15 protein-coding genes are annotated in these 19,182 nt (G+C 73.2%); 5 read left to right on the top strand and 10 right to left on the bottom strand.

The window, feature by feature from the left end:
- The first annotated feature begins 15 nt into the window (after positions 1-15).
- Entirely contained in the window at positions 16-1,386 is a 1,371-nt protein-coding gene (locus AB0G11_RS10275; protein ID WP_357585163.1) for an MFS transporter, read from the top strand.
- Here AB0G11_RS10275 and AB0G11_RS10270 read toward each other — a convergent pair.
- The 6 genes from AB0G11_RS10270 to AB0G11_RS10245 all read right to left on the bottom strand — a co-directional run bounded on the left by AB0G11_RS10270 (position 1,343) and on the right by AB0G11_RS10245 (position 10,258).
- A complete protein-coding gene (locus tag AB0G11_RS10270; RefSeq protein ID WP_219507485.1) occupies positions 1,343-2,041 on the bottom strand; it encodes an ABC transporter ATP-binding protein in 699 nt (232 codons plus the stop codon). The two genes, AB0G11_RS10275 and AB0G11_RS10270, sit on opposite strands and share 44 nt — an antisense overlap.
- Positions 2,031-2,954 carry an ABC transporter ATP-binding protein gene (locus AB0G11_RS10265; protein WP_219507487.1) on the bottom strand — a complete coding sequence of 308 codons (924 nt, stop codon included), beginning with the start codon at positions 2,952-2,954 and terminating at the stop codon, positions 2,031-2,033. Before AB0G11_RS10265 ends, AB0G11_RS10270 begins: the two co-directional genes overlap by 11 nt.
- Complete coding sequence (locus AB0G11_RS10260; RefSeq protein ID WP_357585161.1) at positions 2,951-5,566, bottom strand: FtsX-like permease family protein; 2,616 nt, start codon at positions 5,564-5,566, stop codon at positions 2,951-2,953. The genes AB0G11_RS10265 and AB0G11_RS10260 overlap by 4 nt, the downstream gene beginning before the upstream one ends.
- Complete coding sequence (locus AB0G11_RS10255; protein ID WP_357585159.1) at positions 5,563-8,652, bottom strand: ABC transporter permease; 3,090 nt, start codon at positions 8,650-8,652, stop codon at positions 5,563-5,565. Before AB0G11_RS10255 ends, AB0G11_RS10260 begins: the two co-directional genes overlap by 4 nt.
- A 229-nt stretch (positions 8,653-8,881) precedes the next feature.
- Complete coding sequence (gene rpsT / locus AB0G11_RS10250; RefSeq protein ID WP_049574879.1) at positions 8,882-9,148, bottom strand: 30S ribosomal protein S20; 267 nt, start codon at positions 9,146-9,148, stop codon at positions 8,882-8,884.
- Positions 9,149-9,268: 120 nt separating this feature from the next.
- Positions 9,269-10,258: a hypothetical protein gene (locus AB0G11_RS10245; RefSeq protein ID WP_357585157.1), complete on the bottom strand. Its 990-nt coding sequence runs from the start codon at positions 10,256-10,258 to the stop codon at positions 9,269-9,271.
- Between the two features lie 56 nt (positions 10,259-10,314).
- On the opposite strand from AB0G11_RS10245, the gene lepA reads away from it, so the two are divergent.
- Positions 10,315-12,144, top strand: a complete 1,830-nt coding sequence (gene lepA, locus AB0G11_RS10240; protein WP_357585155.1) for a translation elongation factor 4 — start codon at positions 10,315-10,317, stop codon at positions 12,142-12,144.
- A gap of 30 nt (positions 12,145-12,174) precedes the next feature.
- On the opposite strand, the gene AB0G11_RS10235 is transcribed toward lepA, so the two are convergent.
- On the bottom strand, positions 12,175-13,731 hold the full coding sequence (locus AB0G11_RS10235; protein ID WP_357585153.1) for a DUF6297 family protein: 1,557 nt from the start codon (positions 13,729-13,731) through the stop codon (positions 12,175-12,177).
- Positions 13,728-14,438 carry a heme ABC exporter ATP-binding protein CcmA gene (gene ccmA / locus AB0G11_RS10230; RefSeq protein WP_357585151.1) on the bottom strand — a complete coding sequence of 237 codons (711 nt, stop codon included), beginning with the start codon at positions 14,436-14,438 and terminating at the stop codon, positions 13,728-13,730. The genes AB0G11_RS10235 and ccmA overlap by 4 nt, the downstream gene beginning before the upstream one ends.
- Positions 14,439-14,575: 137 nt before the next feature.
- On the opposite strand from ccmA, the gene AB0G11_RS10225 reads away from it, so the two are divergent.
- Positions 14,576-14,869, top strand: a complete 294-nt coding sequence (locus AB0G11_RS10225) for a hypothetical protein (protein WP_357585149.1) — start codon at positions 14,576-14,578, stop codon at positions 14,867-14,869.
- A gap of 39 nt (positions 14,870-14,908) precedes the next feature.
- Positions 14,909-15,541, top strand: a complete 633-nt coding sequence (locus AB0G11_RS10220) for an MOSC domain-containing protein (RefSeq protein WP_219507500.1) — start codon at positions 14,909-14,911, stop codon at positions 15,539-15,541.
- A gap of 230 nt (positions 15,542-15,771) precedes the next feature.
- Here AB0G11_RS10220 and AB0G11_RS10215 read toward each other — a convergent pair whose 3' ends face one another.
- Positions 15,772-17,022: a glycoside hydrolase family 18 protein gene (locus AB0G11_RS10215; protein WP_219507501.1), complete on the bottom strand. Its 1,251-nt coding sequence runs from the start codon at positions 17,020-17,022 to the stop codon at positions 15,772-15,774.
- A gap of 108 nt (positions 17,023-17,130) precedes the next feature.
- Between AB0G11_RS10215 and hemW the strand changes: the two genes are divergently transcribed.
- The gene (gene hemW / locus AB0G11_RS10210) at positions 17,131-18,351 is read left to right on the top strand and encodes a radical SAM family heme chaperone HemW (protein ID WP_357585148.1); all 1,221 of its coding nucleotides are present in this window, start codon (positions 17,131-17,133) and stop codon (positions 18,349-18,351) included.
- 14 nt (positions 18,352-18,365) lie between these two features.
- Here hemW and AB0G11_RS10205 read toward each other — a convergent pair whose 3' ends face one another.
- Positions 18,366-19,178, bottom strand: a complete 813-nt coding sequence (locus tag AB0G11_RS10205) for a DUF3097 domain-containing protein (RefSeq protein WP_219507503.1) — start codon at positions 19,176-19,178, stop codon at positions 18,366-18,368.
- Positions 19,179-19,182 lie beyond the last annotated feature (4 nt).

Below are 19,182 nucleotides of genomic sequence, written 5' to 3'. Positions count from 1 at the left end.
TTAACGTGGTGGCCCATGACGAGACGGTTGCTGATCGGGCGTGCGCTGTCCGCGCTGGCCACGGCGTTGATCCCGACCACGCTCACCCTGGCGGTGCTGCGGGCCACGGGGAGTGCCGAGGACCTGGGTCTGGTGCTGGCGTGCGAGCTGCTGCCGCTGCTGCTGTGCCTGCCGGTGGCGGGGGTGGTCGCCGACCGGCTGCCGCCCGCGCGGGTCGTGCTGGTCGCCGACCTGGTGCGTTGTCTGGCTCAGGCGGGGATCGGGATCGAGCTGCTGGCGGGGGTGGGGCGGATCGCTGACCTAGCGGTGCTGTCCGCCGTGACCGGGGTGGCGATCGCGTTCGGGATGCCGGCGGTGCCCCGGCTGGTGGTCGCCGTCGTTCCGCCGGACGCGCGGCTGCGGGTGAACGCGCGCATCGGCGTGGCCACCAGCCTGTCGAGCGTGCTCGCGCCCGCTCTGGCGGGCGGCGTCGTGCTGGCCGCCGGTCCGGGCTGGTCGGCGCTGCTCACCGCCGCCGTGTTCGCCTGCTCGGCCCTGACCCTCGGCGGCATCCGTACGAGCTCCGACTTGAAGGCGGGTGGCGTCGGGTCGGTCCCCGTGCCGGGTGGCGGAGGATCGGTTCCTGCGCCGGGTGGCATGGCGTCGAGCCCCGCGCTGGATGACGCCCGTACAGGGTCCACCTCGGCGACTGATGGCGTCCGTACGGGGTCGGCTCCGGCGGCGGGTGGCGTTCGTGCGGGGTCCGGTTCCAGGGCGGGAGGGCGGGCAGGCAGGGGGGCGTTCGGGCGGGAGCTGGCCGAGGGGTGGCGGGAGGTGCGGGCGCGGCGCTGGTTCGTGGCGGCGGTGCTGGGGCACGGGGTGTGGCACTTCGTGGCCGGGCTGTTCCTGACGCTGGGCCCGCTCACGGCGGTGAACGCGCTGGGCGGCGAGGCGAGCTGGGTGCTGATCGTGCAGTGCGGCACGGTGGGCCTGGTGCTGGGCGTGCTGGCGGCGCCGAGGCTGCCGGTGCGCAGACCGCTGGTGGCGGCGCAGGCCGGGGCGGCGCTGTACGTGCTGCCGCTGGTCGCGCTGGCCGTGCCGCTGCCCGCGTGGGGGATCGCGGGGGCGTACCTGGTGGCGATGTTCGGGCTGGGCGTGCTGAGCCCGCTGTGGGAGACGCTGCTGGCGGAGGAGATCCCGGAGGCGGCGCTGGGCCGGGTGCGGTCGTTCGACGGGCTGATCTCGTTCGCGTCGCGGCCGCTCGGGCTGGCGGTGGCGGCGCCGCTCGCGGGGGTCACGGGGATGCCGGGGCTGCTGGTGGCCGGGGCGGTGCTGGTGGCCGTGGCGAACCTGGCGGCGGTGGTCAGGTTTCCTGCAGCGCGGCCTCTCGCAGCACGCCGTCGCTGATCTCCAGGACCCGGTCGGCGAGCGTGATCAGGCCCGGGTCGTGGGTGGCGACCAGGGCGGTGACGCCTTCGCTGCGGACGAGGGCGCGCAGCAGTTGCATGATCTGCCGGCCGGTCTGGGAGTCGAGCTGACCGGTCGGCTCGTCGGCGACGAGCAGGCGGGGCCGGTTGGCGAGCGATCGGGCGATGGCGACGCGCTGCCGCTGGCCGCCGGACAGCTCGTAGGGGCGCTGGTTGGCGTGCTGTTCGAGGCCGACGAGGGCGAGCAGCATGCGGATGCGCTTCTCGCGCTCCTCGACGGGGGTGCGGGCCAGGCGCATGGGCACGCCGACGTTCTCGGCCGCCGACAGCACGGGGATCAGCCCGAACGACTGGAACACGAACCCGACGACGTCGCGGCGCAGCGCGAGCAGGTTGTCCTCGGACAGCGAGGTGACCTCGTGCCCGGCGACGACCACGCGGCCGGCGTCGGGCCTGTCGAGGCCGCCGATCTGGTTGAGCAGCGTCGTCTTGCCCGATCCGGACCGGCCTCGGATGGCGACGAGCTCGCCGGGGTACGCCTCGAACGACACCTCCCGGAGCGCGACGACCTCCTTGGGCCCGCTGCGGTAGACCTTGCGGACGCCTTCGACGACGACGAGCGGCTCACTGCTCACCGGACGGCTCCTCTCTCGCCGGCCATACACCGATATGGTCGGATTCCAGCTCCAGGCGCACGCGGCGCTCCATCTCCAGCGCGTTCATGAAGTCGCGCGGCAGCTGCAGGCGGCCCACGCGGTCGAGCACCGCGTACTCCTCGGCGATGATCTGGCCCTCGGCGTCCTCGCGGCGCAGCGTCTCGCTGCTGGTGCGGCCGTCGCGGATGCCGACGGTGCGGTCCACCTGCTCCGACACCAGCGGGTCGTGCGTCACCACGACCACGGTCACGCCCAGCTCCCTGTTGGCCTTGCGCAGCGCGTCGAACACCTGCTCCGAGGTGTCGCTGTCGAGCTCGCCGGTGGGCTCGTCGGCGAGCACGAGCTGCGGGCCGTTGGCGAGCGCGACCGCGATGGCCACCCGCTGCTGCTCGCCGCCCGACATCTCGGGCGTGGTCCGGTCGGCGCAGTAGCCGACGCCCAGGAGCTCCAGCAGCTCCGTCGCCCGGCCCCGCCTGGCCTTGCCGGCCAGCTTCATCGGCAGCTCGACGTTCTCCCGCGCCGACAGGTACGGCAGCAGGTTGCGCGCCGTCTGCTGCCAGATGAACCCGACCACCTCGCGCCGGTAGCGCAGCCGGTCCTTGGCCGTCATCGACAGCAGGTCCATGCCGCCCACCTTGGCGACGCCCGCGGTGGGCACGTCCAGCCCGGACAGCACGTTGAGCAGCGTCGACTTGCCGGAGCCGGACGCGCCGACGATGGCCAGCAGCTCGCCCTTCTGCACGAGCAGGTCGAGCCCCTGGAGGGCGACCACCTCGACGCCCTCGGTCTTGTAGATGCGCACCAGGTTGTCGCAGACGATGTGCGCGTCGCCGCCGAAGGCGGCCTTTCCCTTGCTGGCCTGCGCCTCCAGCTCGGACAGGGTCGGGTTCAAGACAGATCACCCACTCGGAGTACGGCGCCGAGGCTGCGGCGGCGGCTGATGGCGGTGTGCGCGTAGGCGCCGAGCACGGCCACGAGGGTGAGCCCGGCGGCCAGCGCCGTCGGCGTGACCAGGTCGAGCTCGTAGTCGCCGACGGGCAGCCCGCCGGCGTAGGCGGACAGGTCGACGCCGGGCCCGAGCGCGGCGGGCAGGACGAGCCCGAGGGCCAGGCCCACCAGGGCGGTGACGAGGATCATGGGCATGACCTCCAGCACGGTCAGGCGTTGTGCCTGCCGGTCGGACAGGCCCAGCGTACGCAGGAACGACAGCGCCCTGGCCCGGTCGGCGGCGCCGATCACCAGCGCGATGATCACCGCGACGAGCGCGTACGCGGACAGCGCGATCGTCACCACGAGCAGCGTGGTGCGGACGGTGCCGGTCAGCGGGTCGTCCTGGATGTCGGCGAGCGCGGCGGCCTGCGTCCGCACGATCGTGTCGGGTACGGCGGCGCGCAGCGCCTCGGCGGACGCGGTGCCGCCGACGATCAGCGTGTTGACCACCGGCCGCTGCCCGACGTCGAACGGCACCACGATGAACTTGCCCTCGGTGAAGAAGCCGGGCAGCGTCGGGGCGACGCCGGTCTCGGTGATCTTCAGCCGCGAGTTCCAGCCGATCTCGAACGTGCCTCGCCCCGCCAGCGCGGGCGAGACCACCGCCGGGATGCCGGACGGCGCGGTCCCCGCGGTGGGCAGCGTGATCGGGGAGCCGCCGAGCAGCCCCTGCCAGCTCCGCAGGTCGACCGCGAGCAGCTCGGCCCGTTCCGGCGTGTGGCCGACCTGGACCGAGGCGTACTGCGCGGGCACCACGGCGGTCACGCCGGGCACCTGACGCACGCGCTCGATCGCCTCGGCGGGCAGCTCCATCCTGGAGGTGACGGTGGCGGGCGCGCCCACGCTCTGCCAGGAGGCCAGCCGCTGCGTGTCGCCGACGCCGCCGGAGACCACCGAGGCGAACACCGACACGCCCAGCGCCGGCAGCAGGATCAGCACCGGCAGCATGCTGAACGAGCGCGCCCGGGCCGCCCGCGTCAGCCCGAGGAACGGCACGGCCGGCCGCATCCGGGCCGCGAGCCGTACCAGCAGGCGCAGCGGATAGGGGTAGCAGCGCATGGTGATCAGCCCCGCGGCGAGCGCGAGCGCGAGCGGGACCAGCAGCAGGAACGGGTCCTGCCCCTCGGTCCGCACGTCGGTCGTCAGCCCGCGCGTGCGCAGCAGGTAGGCCCCGGCCAGCGCCAGGCCGACGACCAGCACCTCCAGCGTGATCCGCTTGGCGGACGGCCGGGCGGTGGCCACGTCGTCGCGCCGCTCGTTCAGCGGGGTCCGGTGGGCGACGGCGATCCGCGCCGCCGCGAACGCCACCGCCACGACGACCACGAGCAGCGGGCCCGCGTGCACGAGCGGCAGCACCGGCCCGGGGAAGAGGTACGAGAGCGCGTACCCGGCCAGGGCGGCGGGCACGACGGCCAGCGCGACCAGCCCGGCGCCCGTCCCGGCGAGCTGCCGCAGCGCCCCGCCGCGCGCCCGCATCAGCCCGAGCGCGGTGTCCATCCGGTCGGCCAGGAGCTGCACGGCGAGCAGGATCACGCCGAGCGCGACCAGCAGCAGCCCGCCGAGCACCAGGTACATGACGGTCTGCGCGGTCGCCAGCCGGGCCTGGAACGAGCCGAGCATCTCCGGCAGCCCGGTCCGCAGGATCTGGCGCGGCAGCATCCCGTCGGCGACCTTCATCCGCCGCTCGAACTCTTTGATCGCCGGGAGCAGTTCGGGCACGTCGAGCGCGGTGGCCGCCTGCGTGCGCAGCGGCAGGATCCAGAAGTAGGTGAGGTTGCGGTCGCGCCCGCTGAGCTTGCTCAGGCCCTGGTCGGAGATCAGCGCGGTGGCGTGCACCTCCTCGTCGAGGCTGCCCGCCGGGCGGTTGAGCTGGAGGTTGATGACGTCCTGGTTGTGGCTCCAGTAGCGGTCGGCCGGGTCCTTGGCCTCGAAGGCGCCGACGACCTTGACGGCGGCGTAGTTGTTCTCGCCGATGACCCGCGTGTCGCCGATCTTGATGCCGAGCGCCGACATGGCCTCGCGGGCCATGCCCGCTTCGAAGAGCGTGAGCTCCTGGTTGTTCCAGGTGGTCGTGGCCGGCTCGCCGGGGGCCCGGCCCTCGACCCAGGTGACGCGGCGTTCCTGGTCGGACAGCCAGGCGAGGTTGAGGTACTGCTTGCCGCCCGTGCCGGAGATCGGCGTCCCGTACGTCTTCGCGCCGGAGTGGCCGGTGCCCGTGCCGGCGGGGGCGATCAGCCGGTCGAGCGGCGCGGGCAGCACCGCGCGCATGTCCTGCTCGAGCTCGTCGAAGGACTGGGCCCGGGTCAGGTCCTGGCCGGGGGAGTCGGTCGTCATCATCGTCGTCAGGTCGACCCGCTCGGCGGGCGCCTTCAGCAGCGCCTCGCGCAGCGCGGCGTCGAACGCCGCCTGCGTCACGCGCGGCAGCCCCGCCACGAGCAGGCACGCGCTCAGCGTCAGCGCGAGCAGCACGGCCACCGCGCCCAGGTGTACCCGGGCCAGGTGCAGGAGCTTCACTGGTCCTCCCCGATCCGCAGGACCCGGCCGAGCCCTTGCCTGCGCAGGTTGCGCGCGAGTCCCGCGACGATGGCGAACAGCACCAGCGCCACCAGCGCGAGCATGCCCGCGGTCGCGAGCCACGGAATGTCGAGCAGCACCGACGGCGTGACCGCCGCCGCCTGCCCGGTCAGCACGATGTGCGGCACGACGAGGTTGCCCACGACCACGGCGAGCGCGGTGCCGGCCACCAGCGACAGCCCGACGACGAACGCCTGCTCGACGGCCAGCAGCCCGAACACCTGCCGGAAGCTCACGCCGAGCGCCCGCAGGATCGTGAACTCCGACATCCGCTCGCGCGCCGCGACGGTCGCGTTCACCAGGAAGCCGAGGGCGGCGAACACGAGCGCGGCCAGGAAGCCGAGGATGAGCGCGCCCTGGAGCCCGCTGGCCAGCGGGTCGTCCTGCAGCTCGGCGGCCAGCCGCCGCTGGTCGGTCACGGTGACGTTCCACTGCGGGTTGACGCGCAGCGCCGCCGTCGCCGCGCTCGTCTCGCCGTCCTCGGTGGCCAGCCACCACTCCGTCGCCGGTCGCGGCAGCAGTGCCGCGGACAGGCCGTGCTCCTGGAGCGTCGTCCAGTCGGCCAGCAGCGCCGGCTGGGCGGGGTCCGTCGTGGGCATCCGGTCGACGACGCCGGCGAGCGTGACGTCGATGACGCGGCGGTCCAGGTTGATCCGCCCGGTCTGCCCGGCGGTCAGCTTGCTGGCGGCGGCCAGGTCGGCGGTCATGACGACGGGCAGCGGGCCCGGCTTCGGCAGCGGAGCGAACGTCCGCAGGACGGGCAGGTCGCCGACCACCTCCATGCTGACCTGGGGCGCGCCGAGGTCACGGCCGTCGGCGGCCAGGCCGGACACGGTGACGGTCACGGCCGCCTCCTCGACGGGCGGCGGCGTGGCGACGAACCCGCGGACCGTCAGCGGGTAGGCGATCTTCCCGGTCTTCCCGCCCAGCCACTTGAGGTCCACCCGGCCGGTGTTCTGCTGGTCGACGGTGACGGGCAGGTCGTGCCAGACGCCGAGCGCGTCGGAGATCCGCGCCCGCAGCGGCCAGACGCGGTTCGTGCGCACCTCCGCGGTGAGCGTGGTGGGCTGTCCCGGCAGTTCGAGGCCGGTGGCCTCGGCCCGGCCGGCGACCAGGCCGCGCGACATCGCCCCGACCGACTGCGCCGACAGGTCGGGCCGAAGCTGGAAGAGCCGCTCCAGCTTGCCGCCGTCCAGGGCGAGCAGGGTGACGGTCTGGCCGCTGAGGTCGACCTGGCCGCGGAAGGCGGGCGAGGCCGCGGTGACGCCGGGCAGGGCGGTGAACGCGGTGCCGCGCCCGGACACGCCCAGCTCGGGCGATTCGGGCGGCCCGGACAGCCGCAGGTCGGCGCCCGCCTGGTGGCGGGCCTGGTCGAGCTGGGAGGCCCGCCAGGTGGAGGCCGTGGCCATCGACACGATGCCGATCGCGATCGCCATGGTCAGCAGCAGCGCGGGCCCGGAGTAGCGCAGCGGCCGCCTGCTGACCTGCCACGCGCCGAGCGCGGGGGCCAGGCTGGGCCGCTTGGCCGTGAGCCGTTCGGCCAGCCGGGAGATGCGCGGCACCAGCCGCAGGCCGAGCATGCCGCCGGTGAGCAGCGCCAGCGCCGGGCCGGAGATGATCAGCGGGTCGATGCCCAGGCCGCCGCCGGCGGTCGTGGTGACGGGCGCGCCGTAGTGCTGGAGCTGCCAGATCGCCAGCGCCGCCACCACCAGCAGCGCCAGGTCGGCGCCCGCGCGCTGGATCAGCCCGCGCCCGCCGCCGCGGCCCCGCGACGCCTGCTCCTCGACGTACGTGCGCCGCGCCCCGGCCAGGGCGGGCAGCATGAGCAGCACGGCCGAGGCCAGCGCCACGCCCGCGGAGACGAGGAACGTGCCCAGGTCGGCGACGGGCGCCAGCCGGACGCCGGAGGCGGCGATCCACGGCAGCATGTTGATGAGCGCGAGCAGCGGCGGCGCGAGGAACGGCGCGGCGACCGCGCACGGCACCGCCACCAGCAGCGCCTCACCGCCCGCCAGCCCGGCCAGGCGCAGCGTCCCGGCGCCGCGCGAGCGCAGCAGCGCCACCTCCATCCGCCGGTGGTCGGCCAGCAGGCGGGCGGTCAGCATGAGCGCGTACGCGGCGAGCAGCAGCAGTTGCAGCACCGGGATGAGCATCGTGGAGCGGGCGACCAGCGAGGCGGTGTCGAGCTGGGTCAGCACCTCGGCCAGCCGCGTGGTCGTCTGGCAGGACGGGCAGCCGCCGGACTTGAGCGCCTCGGGCAGCTCGTCCACGGCGGCGGCGAGCGGGCGAAGCTGCTCGGGCGTCAGGTCGCGCACGGCGGGGACGAGCGTCCACGTGGTCGTGACGTGGGTGGCGAACTTGGACAGGAACGTCTCGCGCGGCACCATCAGCGGCCCGTACGTGGTGAACTGCCCGCTCTCCACGCCCCGGCTGAGCAGCTGCTCGCCGGTCCAGCGGTCGCCGAACGGGTCGTCGAGCTGGAAGACGCCGGTGATGCGCACCTTGACGGTCTTGCCGTCGAGCCGGCCCTCGGTGCTGATCTCCTGACCGGCCGTCAGCCCTGACGCCGAGGACGCCGACAGCGGGATCGCCGCCTGCACCACGTCGCCGCCTGGCTCGGGCCAGGTGCCGGAGACCAGCTTGGCGTGCTTGTCGAGCCCGTCGTAGGCGCCGAACCTGAGCAGCTCGGGGACCTTGCGGTCCTGCTGGCCGGGCATCGCGTACGAGTCGGAGCGGAAGCTGGTGGAGATCTCGGCCGGCACGCCCCCGAAGGCCTCGGCGGCGGCGTCGCGTACGGTCTTGTCCTGCCTGCCGAAGTCCTCGGCCGTCACCGGGGCGTTCACGGTGACGGCGATCTGCCGCAGCGGCGCGGTCTCCATCGTCCGGAGCACGCCCGCCTCGGCGATCGAGGAGGCGTACATGGTGAGCGCGACCAGCGTGGTGGTGGCGAGCAGGATCGAGCCGAACGCCGCCAGCAGGAGCAACGGCTCGCTGAACGCACGCTTGACGACTAACGGCCCCCGCATGCGACCCCCATTCACCCGGTTAGGTGAACCTTTGAGCAGTGTCCGCTCCGGCCGCAAGGTCGCCTTTTCAACGGTGACACAGCCGATACGCTGCGGCGATGCGTATGTGATATTGAAACTGTGACACATTCCGCATGGACATACTTCACTCAGCGGAGTATGGGGAGAGTGGGGGCGCAACACAAAACGCCGCACCCCCCGTCAGAGGGTGCGGCGTCGCGCTGAAGCGTTACTTGGCCAGGGCCGCGGCCTGCTTGGCGATCGCGGACTTGCGGTTGGCGGCCTGGTTCTTGTGGATGACGCCCTTGCTGACGGCCTTGTCGAGCTGACGGGCGGCGACCCGCTGGAGCGCCGCGGCCTGCTCGACGTCACCCTGCTCGGCAGCCTCGCGGAACTTGCGGACCGCCGTCTTCAGGGAGGACTTGACCGCCTTGTTGCGCAGGCGGGCCTTCTCGTTCTGCCTGTTGCGCTTGATCTGGGACTTGATGTTCGCCACGAAGAAGCCTCGGTGAAAGTCTTAGGTGATGGATGAAGCGCGCGGGCTCGAGAGAGGGCGCGCCACACGCAGTTGCCCAGGCTACCAATAACCCAGCTGGCAGCTCAAATCAACGGCGTTCTACGACAGCCAGCGTGTCCGGTATTCCGCCCAGTCCTCCGCCGTCGCCGCGAAGTCCACGTACAGGGCGAGGCCGAACCGCTCGCGCGGGCCGTGGCCGGACAGCGCCAGCTTGGCGCCCTCGGCCGCGAGCGCGACGCTCTCGGCCGCGTCGCTCCACGGGACGTCGTGGTCATGATAGGCGGGCGCGCCGACGAACACGTGCTTGGTCTCGGGCACCAGCTCCAGCGCCAGCTCCGCCTGCCTGGCCACGTGACCGCCGTAGAGCGACTGCAGGGGCAGCCCCGAGTCGTACGTCATGACCGCGACCTGGTCGACCCGGGCGACGACCTCCTGGAAAAAGCCCCGCGACCAGTACTTGTCGTGGGTGAGGACGGCCCTGGTGGCCAGGCGCATGCCCGGGTACGGCTCGATCTGGGGCGTGGAGGTCGACAGCAGGCGCGTGTGCTTGCGCGTCTCCTCCAGCAGGACCAGGAAGTCGGTGTCGCCGTCGCCGATCGGCTCGAAGTTGTAGTGGATGCCGTCGTAGCCGGTCCGCATGACGGCGGCGACGCCGGCCAGGACGTTCCGGCGGGAGGCGGGGTCGTCGAGGTCGAGCGCGTCCTCGACGGACTGGCCGAGCCAGGCGGAGACGCGGACCCCGGGGAGGTACTTCTTCATCCATTGGACGAAATTTTGGGCATTGGGGTATTTGGCAGGATCTAGTCGGCCATCCATCTCGAACGGCCCGGAATGCACGTACACATCCTTGATGCCGGTGGCGCGCAGCCGCACGGCCAGCTCCCGCACGTCCGCCTCCGTGCGGCGGCCGTCCACCCACATGTGGCCCAGCCACATGGCGTCGTTACCGGTGCTCTTCGCCCAGCCCGCGGGCTCGCCGGTAAACTGGAGGCGGAACGCTGCGGCTACGACGCCGGTCAGCACCACCACGACGGCCACGACCAGCGCGACCAGGCGCAGGCCGCGGCGGATGACGGCTCGGGAAGTCACCCGGGCATGTCACCATGAAAGACTGCTTGTCCTCAACCCTGTCGAAACGGACTTCGGTGCGCACTCAGCCTGGCCAGACCGACCCCGCGTTGATCCGCAACTTCTGCATCATCGCGCACATCGACCATGGCAAGTCGACCCTTGCCGACCGGATGCTGCAGATCACCGGTGTGGTCGACGACCGCTCCATGCGCGCCCAATACCTCGACCGGATGGACATCGAACGCGAGCGCGGCATCACCATCAAGTCCCAGGCGGTCCGCCTGCCCTGGGACGGCCACGTGCTCAACATGATCGACACGCCCGGCCACGTCGACTTCACCTACGAGGTGTCGCGCTCGCTCCAGGCGTGCGAGGGCGCGATCCTCCTGGTCGACGCCGCCCAGGGCATCGAGGCGCAGACGCTGGCCAACCTCTACCTGGCCATGAACGCCGACCTGCACATCATCCCGGTGCTCAACAAGATCGACCTGCCGGCGGCCCAGCCGGAGAAGTTCGCCGAGGAGCTGGCCGGCCTCATCGGCTGCGACCCCTCCGACGTGCTGCGCGTCTCCGGCAAGACCGGCGTGGGCGTGCGCGAGCTGCTCGACCACGTCGTCGCCACCGTGCCCGCCCCGGTCGGCGACGCCGACGCGGCCGCGCGGGCGCTGATCTTCGACTCGGTCTACGACACCTACCGGGGCGTCGTCACGTACGTCCGCGTCATCGACGGCCATCTGGGCAAGCGCGAGCGCATCCTCATGATGTCCACCGGCGCCACCCACGAGACGCTGGAGATCGGCGTCATCTCGCCCGAGCCCAAGCCGTCCGAGCCCGGCCTCGGCGTCGGCGAGGTGGGCTACCTGATCACCGGCGTGAAGGACGTACGCCAGTCCCGCGTCGGCGACACCGTCACCACCGCCGTCAAGTCCGCCCGCGAGATGCTCGAAGGCTACGAGCACCCCAAGCCGATGGTGTTCTCCGGCCTCTACCCGATCGACGGCGACGAGTACCCGGAGCTGCGCGAGGCGCTCGACAAGCTCCAGCTCAACGACGCCGCGCTCGTCTACGAGCCGGAGACGTCGGCCGCGCTCGGCTTCGGCTTCCGCGTCGGCTTCCTCGGCCTGCTCCACATGGAGATCGTCCGCGAGCGGCTGGAGCGGGAGTTCGGCCTGTCGCTGATCTCCACCGCGCCCAACGTCGTCTACCGCGTCGTCATGGAGGACGGCACGGAGCTGACCGTCACCAACCCCTCGGAGTTCCCCACGGGCGGCAAGATCGCCCAGGTCTTCGAGCCGGTCACCAAGTCCACCATCCTGGCCCCCGCCGAGTTCATCGGCGCGATCATGGAGATCTGCCAGGGGCGGCGCGGGCAGCTCCAGGGCATGGACTACCTCTCGGAGGACCGCGTCGAGATCCGCTACACGCTGCCGCTCGGCGAGATCATCTTCGACTTCTTCGACCAGCTCAAGTCGCGCACCCGCGGCTACGCCTCGCTCGACTACGAGCCCGCCGGCGAGCAGGAGGCCGAGCTCGTCAAGGTCGACATCCTGCTCCAGGGCGAGGCGGTCGACGCCTTCAGCGCCATCGTGCACAAGGACAAGGCCTACGCCTACGGGGTCGACATGGCCAAGAAGCTGCGCGAGCTCATCCCCAGGCAGCAGTTCGAGGTGCCGATCCAGGCCGCCATCGGCGCCCGCGTCATCGCCCGTGAAAACATCCGCGCCATCCGCAAGGACGTCCTGGCCAAGTGCTACGGCGGCGACATCTCCCGTAAGCGCAAGCTGCTGGAGAAGCAGAAGGAAGGCAAGAAGCGGATGAAGATGGTGGGCCGCGTCGAGGTGCCCCAGGAGGCGTTCGTCGCCGCGCTGTCCACCGACTCCGGCGGCGACAAGACCAAGAAGTGACGCCCGGCTCCCGCTGAGGAGCCGGGCGGTTCAGCGGGCCCGCAGCACGTACGCGGCCAGCACCGCCGCGCCCGTCACCGCCTGCGCCACCAGCGTGGCCGTGAGCGTGGCAGGCGTGAACATCAGCGCGTTCACCAGCGGCAGCGCGCCGATCAGCGCCAGGTCCGGCCCGGTCGCCGCCCAGAACACCGGGCCCAGCGGGATCGCCCCCGACCCCGTGTCGAGGATGGGCAGCGAGTGGTCGACCGGCCGCCTCCTGGCCATGCGCAGCGCCGCCGCCGCCAGCGCGGGCGCCATCAGCGGGCCCATCAGCCACCACGCGCCCACCGGCGGCAGCGCGCCCGCCAGCGCCAGGCCCGCCAGGGCCAGCGCCGCCCACACGCCGCTCGTCAGCGCGGGCAGCAGCGCCCTCGCCAGCAGCGCCGGGCGGCGGCCCACGCCGAGCAGCCGGGCCAGGGCCGGATTGTCGCCGTCCCTGCGCGCCCCCGACACGCCCGCCGCCGCCACCGCGAGCGCCCCGCCGAGCACCGCCGCGCCCGCCACCGCACCGGCCCCCGCCAGCGCCAGCAGCGCCGGGAGCGCCGCCGCCGCGAACGTCGCGGCCAGCCGCCACGGCCGCCTGGCCGTCCGCAGCCAGTCCTGCCACGCCAGCGCGAGCGGCGCCGGCAGCGACGGCCAGCGGACCGAGCGCAGCCGCCTGGCTCGCCAGTGGTTGTCCTCCGCCATCCAGGTCAGCGCCCCGGTGTCGAGGCTCACGGCCGCCGTCGCCAGATGCCCGGCGCGGGCCGACGAGGTCAGCAGCGCCGCCGCCGGGATCCGGTCCGCCCGCGCCCACGCGCGCCCCACCAGGAGCGCCGAGGCCAGCGCCGCCACGGCCGCCACCGCGGCGACCGCTCCCAGCGGCGCCCCCGCCACCGCCTCGACCACCCCGCGGAACGGCGCCTCCGCACCGTCCCCCACGGCCGCGGCTGCGCCTGCGGCCGTGCCGGTTACGGCGGCGGTGGTGAGGGAGGCGCGGGCCGTGCCCACGGCGGCGACCGCCGCCGTCACGAGGAGCGCCACCACGACGGCCGTCAGCCAGAGGTGCCACGTGTGAGAGGTCTGAGCCAGTACGGCGAGCGCCATCCCGCCCGCCGTCGCCGAGACCCCGACGACCATCGCCGCCACGAGCCGCCACACCAGGTGGTCCGGCGCGCCCACGAGCGCCAGCAGCGCCAGCCCCAGCACCCCGCCCGTCACCAGCGCCACCACGCCCAGCACCCGCAGGGGACGCCCGAGCACCGCGCGCCGGTCCAGCGGCGACATCACCAGCCAGCCCGCGTCGGACCCGCTCAACGCCACCGGCCCCACCGCCCGGGCCAGCGCCAGCCCGCCGGCCAGCGCCACCAGGGTGACCGCCACGCCCGGCGCCACCCCGGCGAGGTCCGCCGGGCCCCGCAGCCCCGCCACGGCGTCGGCGACCGGCCTGCCGAGCACGGCCACGGCGATCGCCGTCATGATCAGGCCCGCGTACCGGTCCAGCGCGCCGACCGGCGCACGGCGGCGGCGCGTGCGCACGAACGCGCGCACCTCACGCACGGCCGTCACCGGACCACCTCGCCAGCGGGAGAGGCGGTGGGTGAGGCGGTGGACGAGGCGGCGGGAGGGACGGCGGGAGAGGCGGTGGGAGAGACGGTGGACGAGGCGGTGGGCCTGACGGCGCGGCCACGGGCGGCGAGGGCCGCGTCGTGGGTCGCCATCACCACCGTGCCGCCCTCGCCCGTGTACGCCTCCAGGAGCCCGGCCAGCCGCTCGCGGAAGGCCGCGTCCAGGCCGCGCTCGGGCTCGTCCAGCAGGAGCAGGTCGCTGGGCCTGAGCAGCGCGGCGGCCAGGGAGAGGCGCTGGCGCTGCCCGGTGGACAGGTTCAGCGGCGGCGCGTCGGCGCGCACCTCCAGCCCGAACACCGAAAGCGCCTCCGCCACCGTCATGCGCGGCCCGGCGTGCACGGTCAGCATCAGCTCCAGGTGCTCGCGGGCGGTCAGCCCCGGGTACCAGGCGGGCTCGTCGGCCGCCAGCGCCACGCGGCGCCAGAAGGCGGGCTCGTCGGCCGGTGGCGCGCCGAAGACCTCCACGGTCCCTTCGGTGGCGGGTTGCAGCCCCGCCAGGCAGCGCAGCAGCGTGGACTTCCCCGCCCCGTTGGGGCCGACGACGGAGACGGTCTCTCCCCGGCTGACGGTGAGGTCCATGCCCTGGATGACGGGGTTGCCGCCCAGGTCCACGGTCAGATCGCGGACATGAATGATCTTGTTGGACACCGTTCGAGTCTATGGCGCGGCTCCCGCCGCCGCTGTGCCGCCGCTGTGCCGCCGCCGTGCCGTGGCCGTCCCAGGCGGAATTGTCGGTGGCGCTGGCTAGCTTGTTCACCCGAACACTTGTGCGACTGGAGGGTGACATGATCGCTGCTGAGCGCTTTGAGCGTGCCGCGGTTCTGGGGGTGGCCGTGGCGGAGGAGACGCGGCGGCTCCTCCGGCTCCACCTGACGCCCGCCGCCGTGGGGGAGGACGGCAAGGTGGTCGTCGACGTCCCCTATCCGGACGCGGCGGTGGTGACGGCGCTGCTCGACGTGGCGGCCGACTGCTTCGGCGAGCGGGGCGACTCGGTCGAGGAGGTGCGCCAGGCCGCGCTGCGCACCCTCTTACAGCTCGCCGACCTCGACGACACCTCCCGCCTCAACACCCCCCGTTAGCCGATCGCCGGAGGGGGCCGGTCCGGGTTACCGTCGGGCATGCGCGTTTTGTCAGTAAATGTCGGCACTGCCGTCGACGCGGAGTGGGCGGGCAAGCTCAAGCGCACCGCCATCGACAAGAGGCCGGTCACCCACCGGGTGGAGGTGCGCGCCGGCGGCCTGGCCGGTGACGAGCGCGCCGACCGGGAGCACCACGGCGCCCCGGGCCACGCCGTCTACGCCTATGCCCGCGAGGACTACGACTGGTGGGAGGCCGAGCTGGGCCGCGAGCTGCGTGACGGCCGCTTCGGCGAGAACCTCACCGTGTCCGGCGTCGACGTCAACGGCGCGCTCATCGGCGAGCGGTGGCGGGTCGGCACCGCGCTGCTGGAGGTGACGGGGCCCCGGGTGCCGTGCGTGGTGTTCCGCAACTGGCTCGACGAGCCCGCCTGGGTCAGGCGCTTCACCGAGGCACGGCGCACGGGCGCGTACCTGAGGGTGGTGGAGCCGGGGGAGCTGGGCGCGGGCGACGCCGTGGACGTGGTGTCCAGGCCCGGCGGGAGTGTCACGGTGGCCGAGTCGTTCCTGGCCTACCACGGTGACGAGGAGCTGCTGCGCCGCATCCTGGCCCTGCCCGGTTACGACCCGCGCTGGGACCGGGTGGCCGTACGGGTGCTGGGGGTCGTGTCCTGAGGGGCCTCGCGCGGAACGACCGCGCGGAAGGGCCTCGCGGAAGAGGCCCGCGCGGATTGGGTTGCGCGGAAGGGCCTCGCGCGGACGTGGGCGCGTTTCACGTCCGCGCGAGGAGCACATCTCCTCCTACGGCCCCGCCGACTGAGCCTTGGTGCGGTTCGGGGCGGGTTCGCGGGTGGGGTGGGGGAGCGCCGGGTCGGGTGGTGGGGCGCTCCCCCGAGGGTGCTGTCTCACTTGAGGACCCTGTAGAGGGCCGTGGTGAGGGAGGCGCGGGAGTCGTCCTGGTCGATGGACCACATCATGGCGCCGCCGAGGCGCTTGAGGCGGATGTAGGCCGCCTTCTGCGTCAGCACCACCGGGTCGTCGTACGACCAGAACTCGTTGCCGTCGTAGAGCCAGACGGCACCGGTGCGCAGGTCGCGGTGACGCTTGCCGGGCTTGTTGACCAGGTCCTTGTAGTCCTCGGCGCCGGCGGCCCACTTGCCGGGGGCGGGGCCGGTGGCCGGCTGGTAGAGGCCGTCGCCGCCGCCGGTGACGCCGGTCCAGCCGAGGCCGTAGGCGGGGACGCCGATGACGAGCTTGCGGGCGGGGGCGCCGCGTGAGAGGTAGTCGCGGACGGTCTGGTCGACGCTGTAGCGGGGGTCGTTGGGGTCGCGGCGGTCGGTGAGGAGGTTGCTCTGGTGGCCGGTGCGGTTCTCCCAGCTCCCGCGCAGGTCGTACCCCTGGACGGTGGCGAAGTCGAGCTGGCGGAACACGCGCCGCACCTCGAAGCCGGCGTCGATCTTGGCGGCGGCGGCGGGGAGGAACGCGGTGAGCTGGGCGTCCCGCGAGAACGCGCGGAGCTGCGAGCGGAGCTCCTCGACGAAGAGGGTGAAGTTCTGCTTGTCCTCGGGCCGGATGATGTTGCCGTCGGCGCCGGAGGAGCCGGGCCACTCCCAGTCGAGGTCGATGCCGTCGAAGACGCCCGCTCCGGCGCCGGGCTCCAGGCCGGGCAGGTTGCCGCGCAGCCACAGGTCGATGCACGACTGGGCGAGCTTGGTGCGCGATTCGGCGGTGAGGACGGCGTCGGAGAAGTACTTGGAGCCGGTCCAGCCGCCGAGCGAGATGAGCGCCTTGAGCCCGGGGTGCTTGGCCTTGAGCTTGCGGAGCTGGTTGAGGTTGCCGTTGAGGGCCTGGCCGGGCTCGTCGGCGACGCCGTCGACGCTCTGCTCGGCCGGCACCGGGCGCTGCCAGTCGGCCCACGGGTCCGCGGAGTAGCAGGCGCCTTCGGCGTTGACGAAGCCGAACGCGTAGTTGACGTGCGTGAGCTTGGCGGCGGCGCCGCTGACGTCCATGTCCTTGACGTGATAGTTGCGCCCGTAGACGCCCCATTGGATGAAGTACGCGACCCGCTTGTAGCGGTCGTTCTCCGCCTGGGCGGGCACGGCGATCGCGGTGAGGGCGACTAAGAGCGACGAGAGAGCGATGAGGATTCTCTTCACGGGGGGCGCCTCCCGGGGCACGCAACTTATAGGAAACTTTCCTATAAGTTGTCCCGGATCGTAGGGCCAGGGGATCAGGCAGTCAATGGCAGCGGGCACACTGGAGACGTGCCATCGACGCTGCCAGACGGAGACCCCGCGCCCGCCTCGGGCGAGCTGCCCGAGAGCGCCCTGCGGGGGCTCGGCGAGCGCCCGTTCGGCTTCTACGTGCACGTTCCGTTCTGCGTGACCCGCTGCGGCTACTGCGACTTCAACACCTACACCGCCGCCGAGCTGGGTCCCGGCGCCTCGCGCGCCGACTACGCGGCCACGGTGGTCGAGGAGATCCGGCTCGCCCGCCGCGTGCTCGGTGACGCCGAGCTGCCGGTCGAGACGGTGTTCTTCGGCGGCGGCACGCCCACGCTGCTGCCCGCCGAGGACCTGTCGAGGATCCTGGCGGCCATCGGCGCGGAGTTCGGCCTGGCGCCCGGGGCCGAGGTGACGACCGAGGCGAACCCCGAGTCCGTCGACCCGAAATACCTGGAGAGACTCCGGGAAGGCGGCTTCAACCGGGTCAGCTTCGGCATGCAGAGCGCCCGCGACCACGTCCTGCGCGTGCTCGACCGCCAGCACACCCCCGGCCGGGCCGGGCAGGCGGTGCTGGAGGCCAGGAAGGCCGGGTTCGACCACGTCAACCTGGACCTGATCTACAGCACGCCGGGGGAGAGCGACGACGACTGGCGCGCCTCGCTGGCCGCCGCCGTCGAGGCCGAGCCCGACCACGTGTCGGCCTACTCGCTGATCGTCGAGGACGGCACCCGCCTGGCCGCCCGCATCCGGCGCGGCGAGCTGCCGATGCCCGACGACGACGTGGCCGCCGACCGCTACGTGATCGCCGACGAGATGCTGGCCGAGGCCGGGTTCCGCTGGTACGAGGTGTCCAACTGGGCGACCTCCGACGAGGCCCGGTGCCGCCACAACCTGCTCTACTGGACCGGCGGCGACTGGTGGGCCGCCGGGCCCGGCGCCCACAGCCACGTCGGCGGCACCCGCTGGTGGAACGTCAAGCACCCCGCCCCCTACGCGCAGCGCCTGGCGGAGGGCCTGTCGCCCGCGCACGCCCGCGAGGAGCTCACCGGCGAGGACCGGGCGACCGAACGCCTCATGCTGGAGCTCCGGCTCGCGTCCGGCTACCCCCTGGCCGACGTGCCGCCCACCGGCCGCACCCAGGTCGCCGCCGCGCTGGCCGACGGGCTCCTGGAGCCGGAGGCGTTCAAGGCCGGCCGCATGGTGCTCACCCTGCGGGGCCGCCTGCTCGCCGACGCCCTGGTCCGCGACATCCTGAGCTGATCAGGCCGCCGCGCTCACGAGGCTGCCGCGGTGACGAAGTCGATCAGCTCCTCGACCCGGCCGAGCAGCTCGGGCTCCAGATCCGCGTAGGTCGAGACGGAGCCGAGGATGCGCCGCCAGGCGTCGGCCGGCTCGGCGCGCCAGCCCAGGGCGGCGATCACGCCCTCCTTCCACGGCACCCCGCGCGGCACGTCCGGCCAGGCCGCGATGCCCACGGCCGACGGCTTGACCGCCTGCCAGATGTCCACGTACGGGTGCCCGACCACGAGCACGTGCGGCGAGGTGACCTGGGCGGCGATGCGGCTCTCCTTGGAGCCCGGCACCAGATGGTCGACCAGCACGCCCAGCCGCCGCCCCGGCTCGGGCGCGAACTCCTCGACGATCGCCGGCAGGTCGTCGACGCCCTCCAGGTACTCGACGACCACGCCCTCGACCCGCAGGTCGTGACCCCAGATCTTCTCCACCAGGGCGGCGTCGTGCACGCCCTCGACGTAGATGCGGCTCTCGCGGGCCACCCTGGCCCGCAGCCCCTCCACGGCGATCGAGCCCGAGGCGCTGCGCCGGGGCGCCCGGGGAGCGGCGGCCTGGGGCCGCACGAGCGTCACGACCTTGCCCTCCAGCAGGAACGCGGCGGGCGCGAGCGGGAACAGCCGGCGCCTGCCGAAGCGGTCCTCCAGCGTGACGGCCTCCTTGTCGCAGGCCACCACCGCGCCGCAGAAGCCGCTGTCGGCGTCCTCCACCACCAGGTCCGGCTCGGCCGGCACCTGCGGGATCTTGCCCTTGCCCGGGCGCCGCCAGTTTCCCGCGAGAACATCACCGTCGTACACACCG

The organism is Nonomuraea sp. NPDC023979 (assembly GCF_040639085.1).
GTDB classification, from domain to species: Bacteria; Actinomycetota; Actinomycetes; order Streptosporangiales; family Streptosporangiaceae; genus Nonomuraea; species Nonomuraea ceibae.
This window is presented reverse-complemented; position numbering and strand designations above follow the sequence as displayed.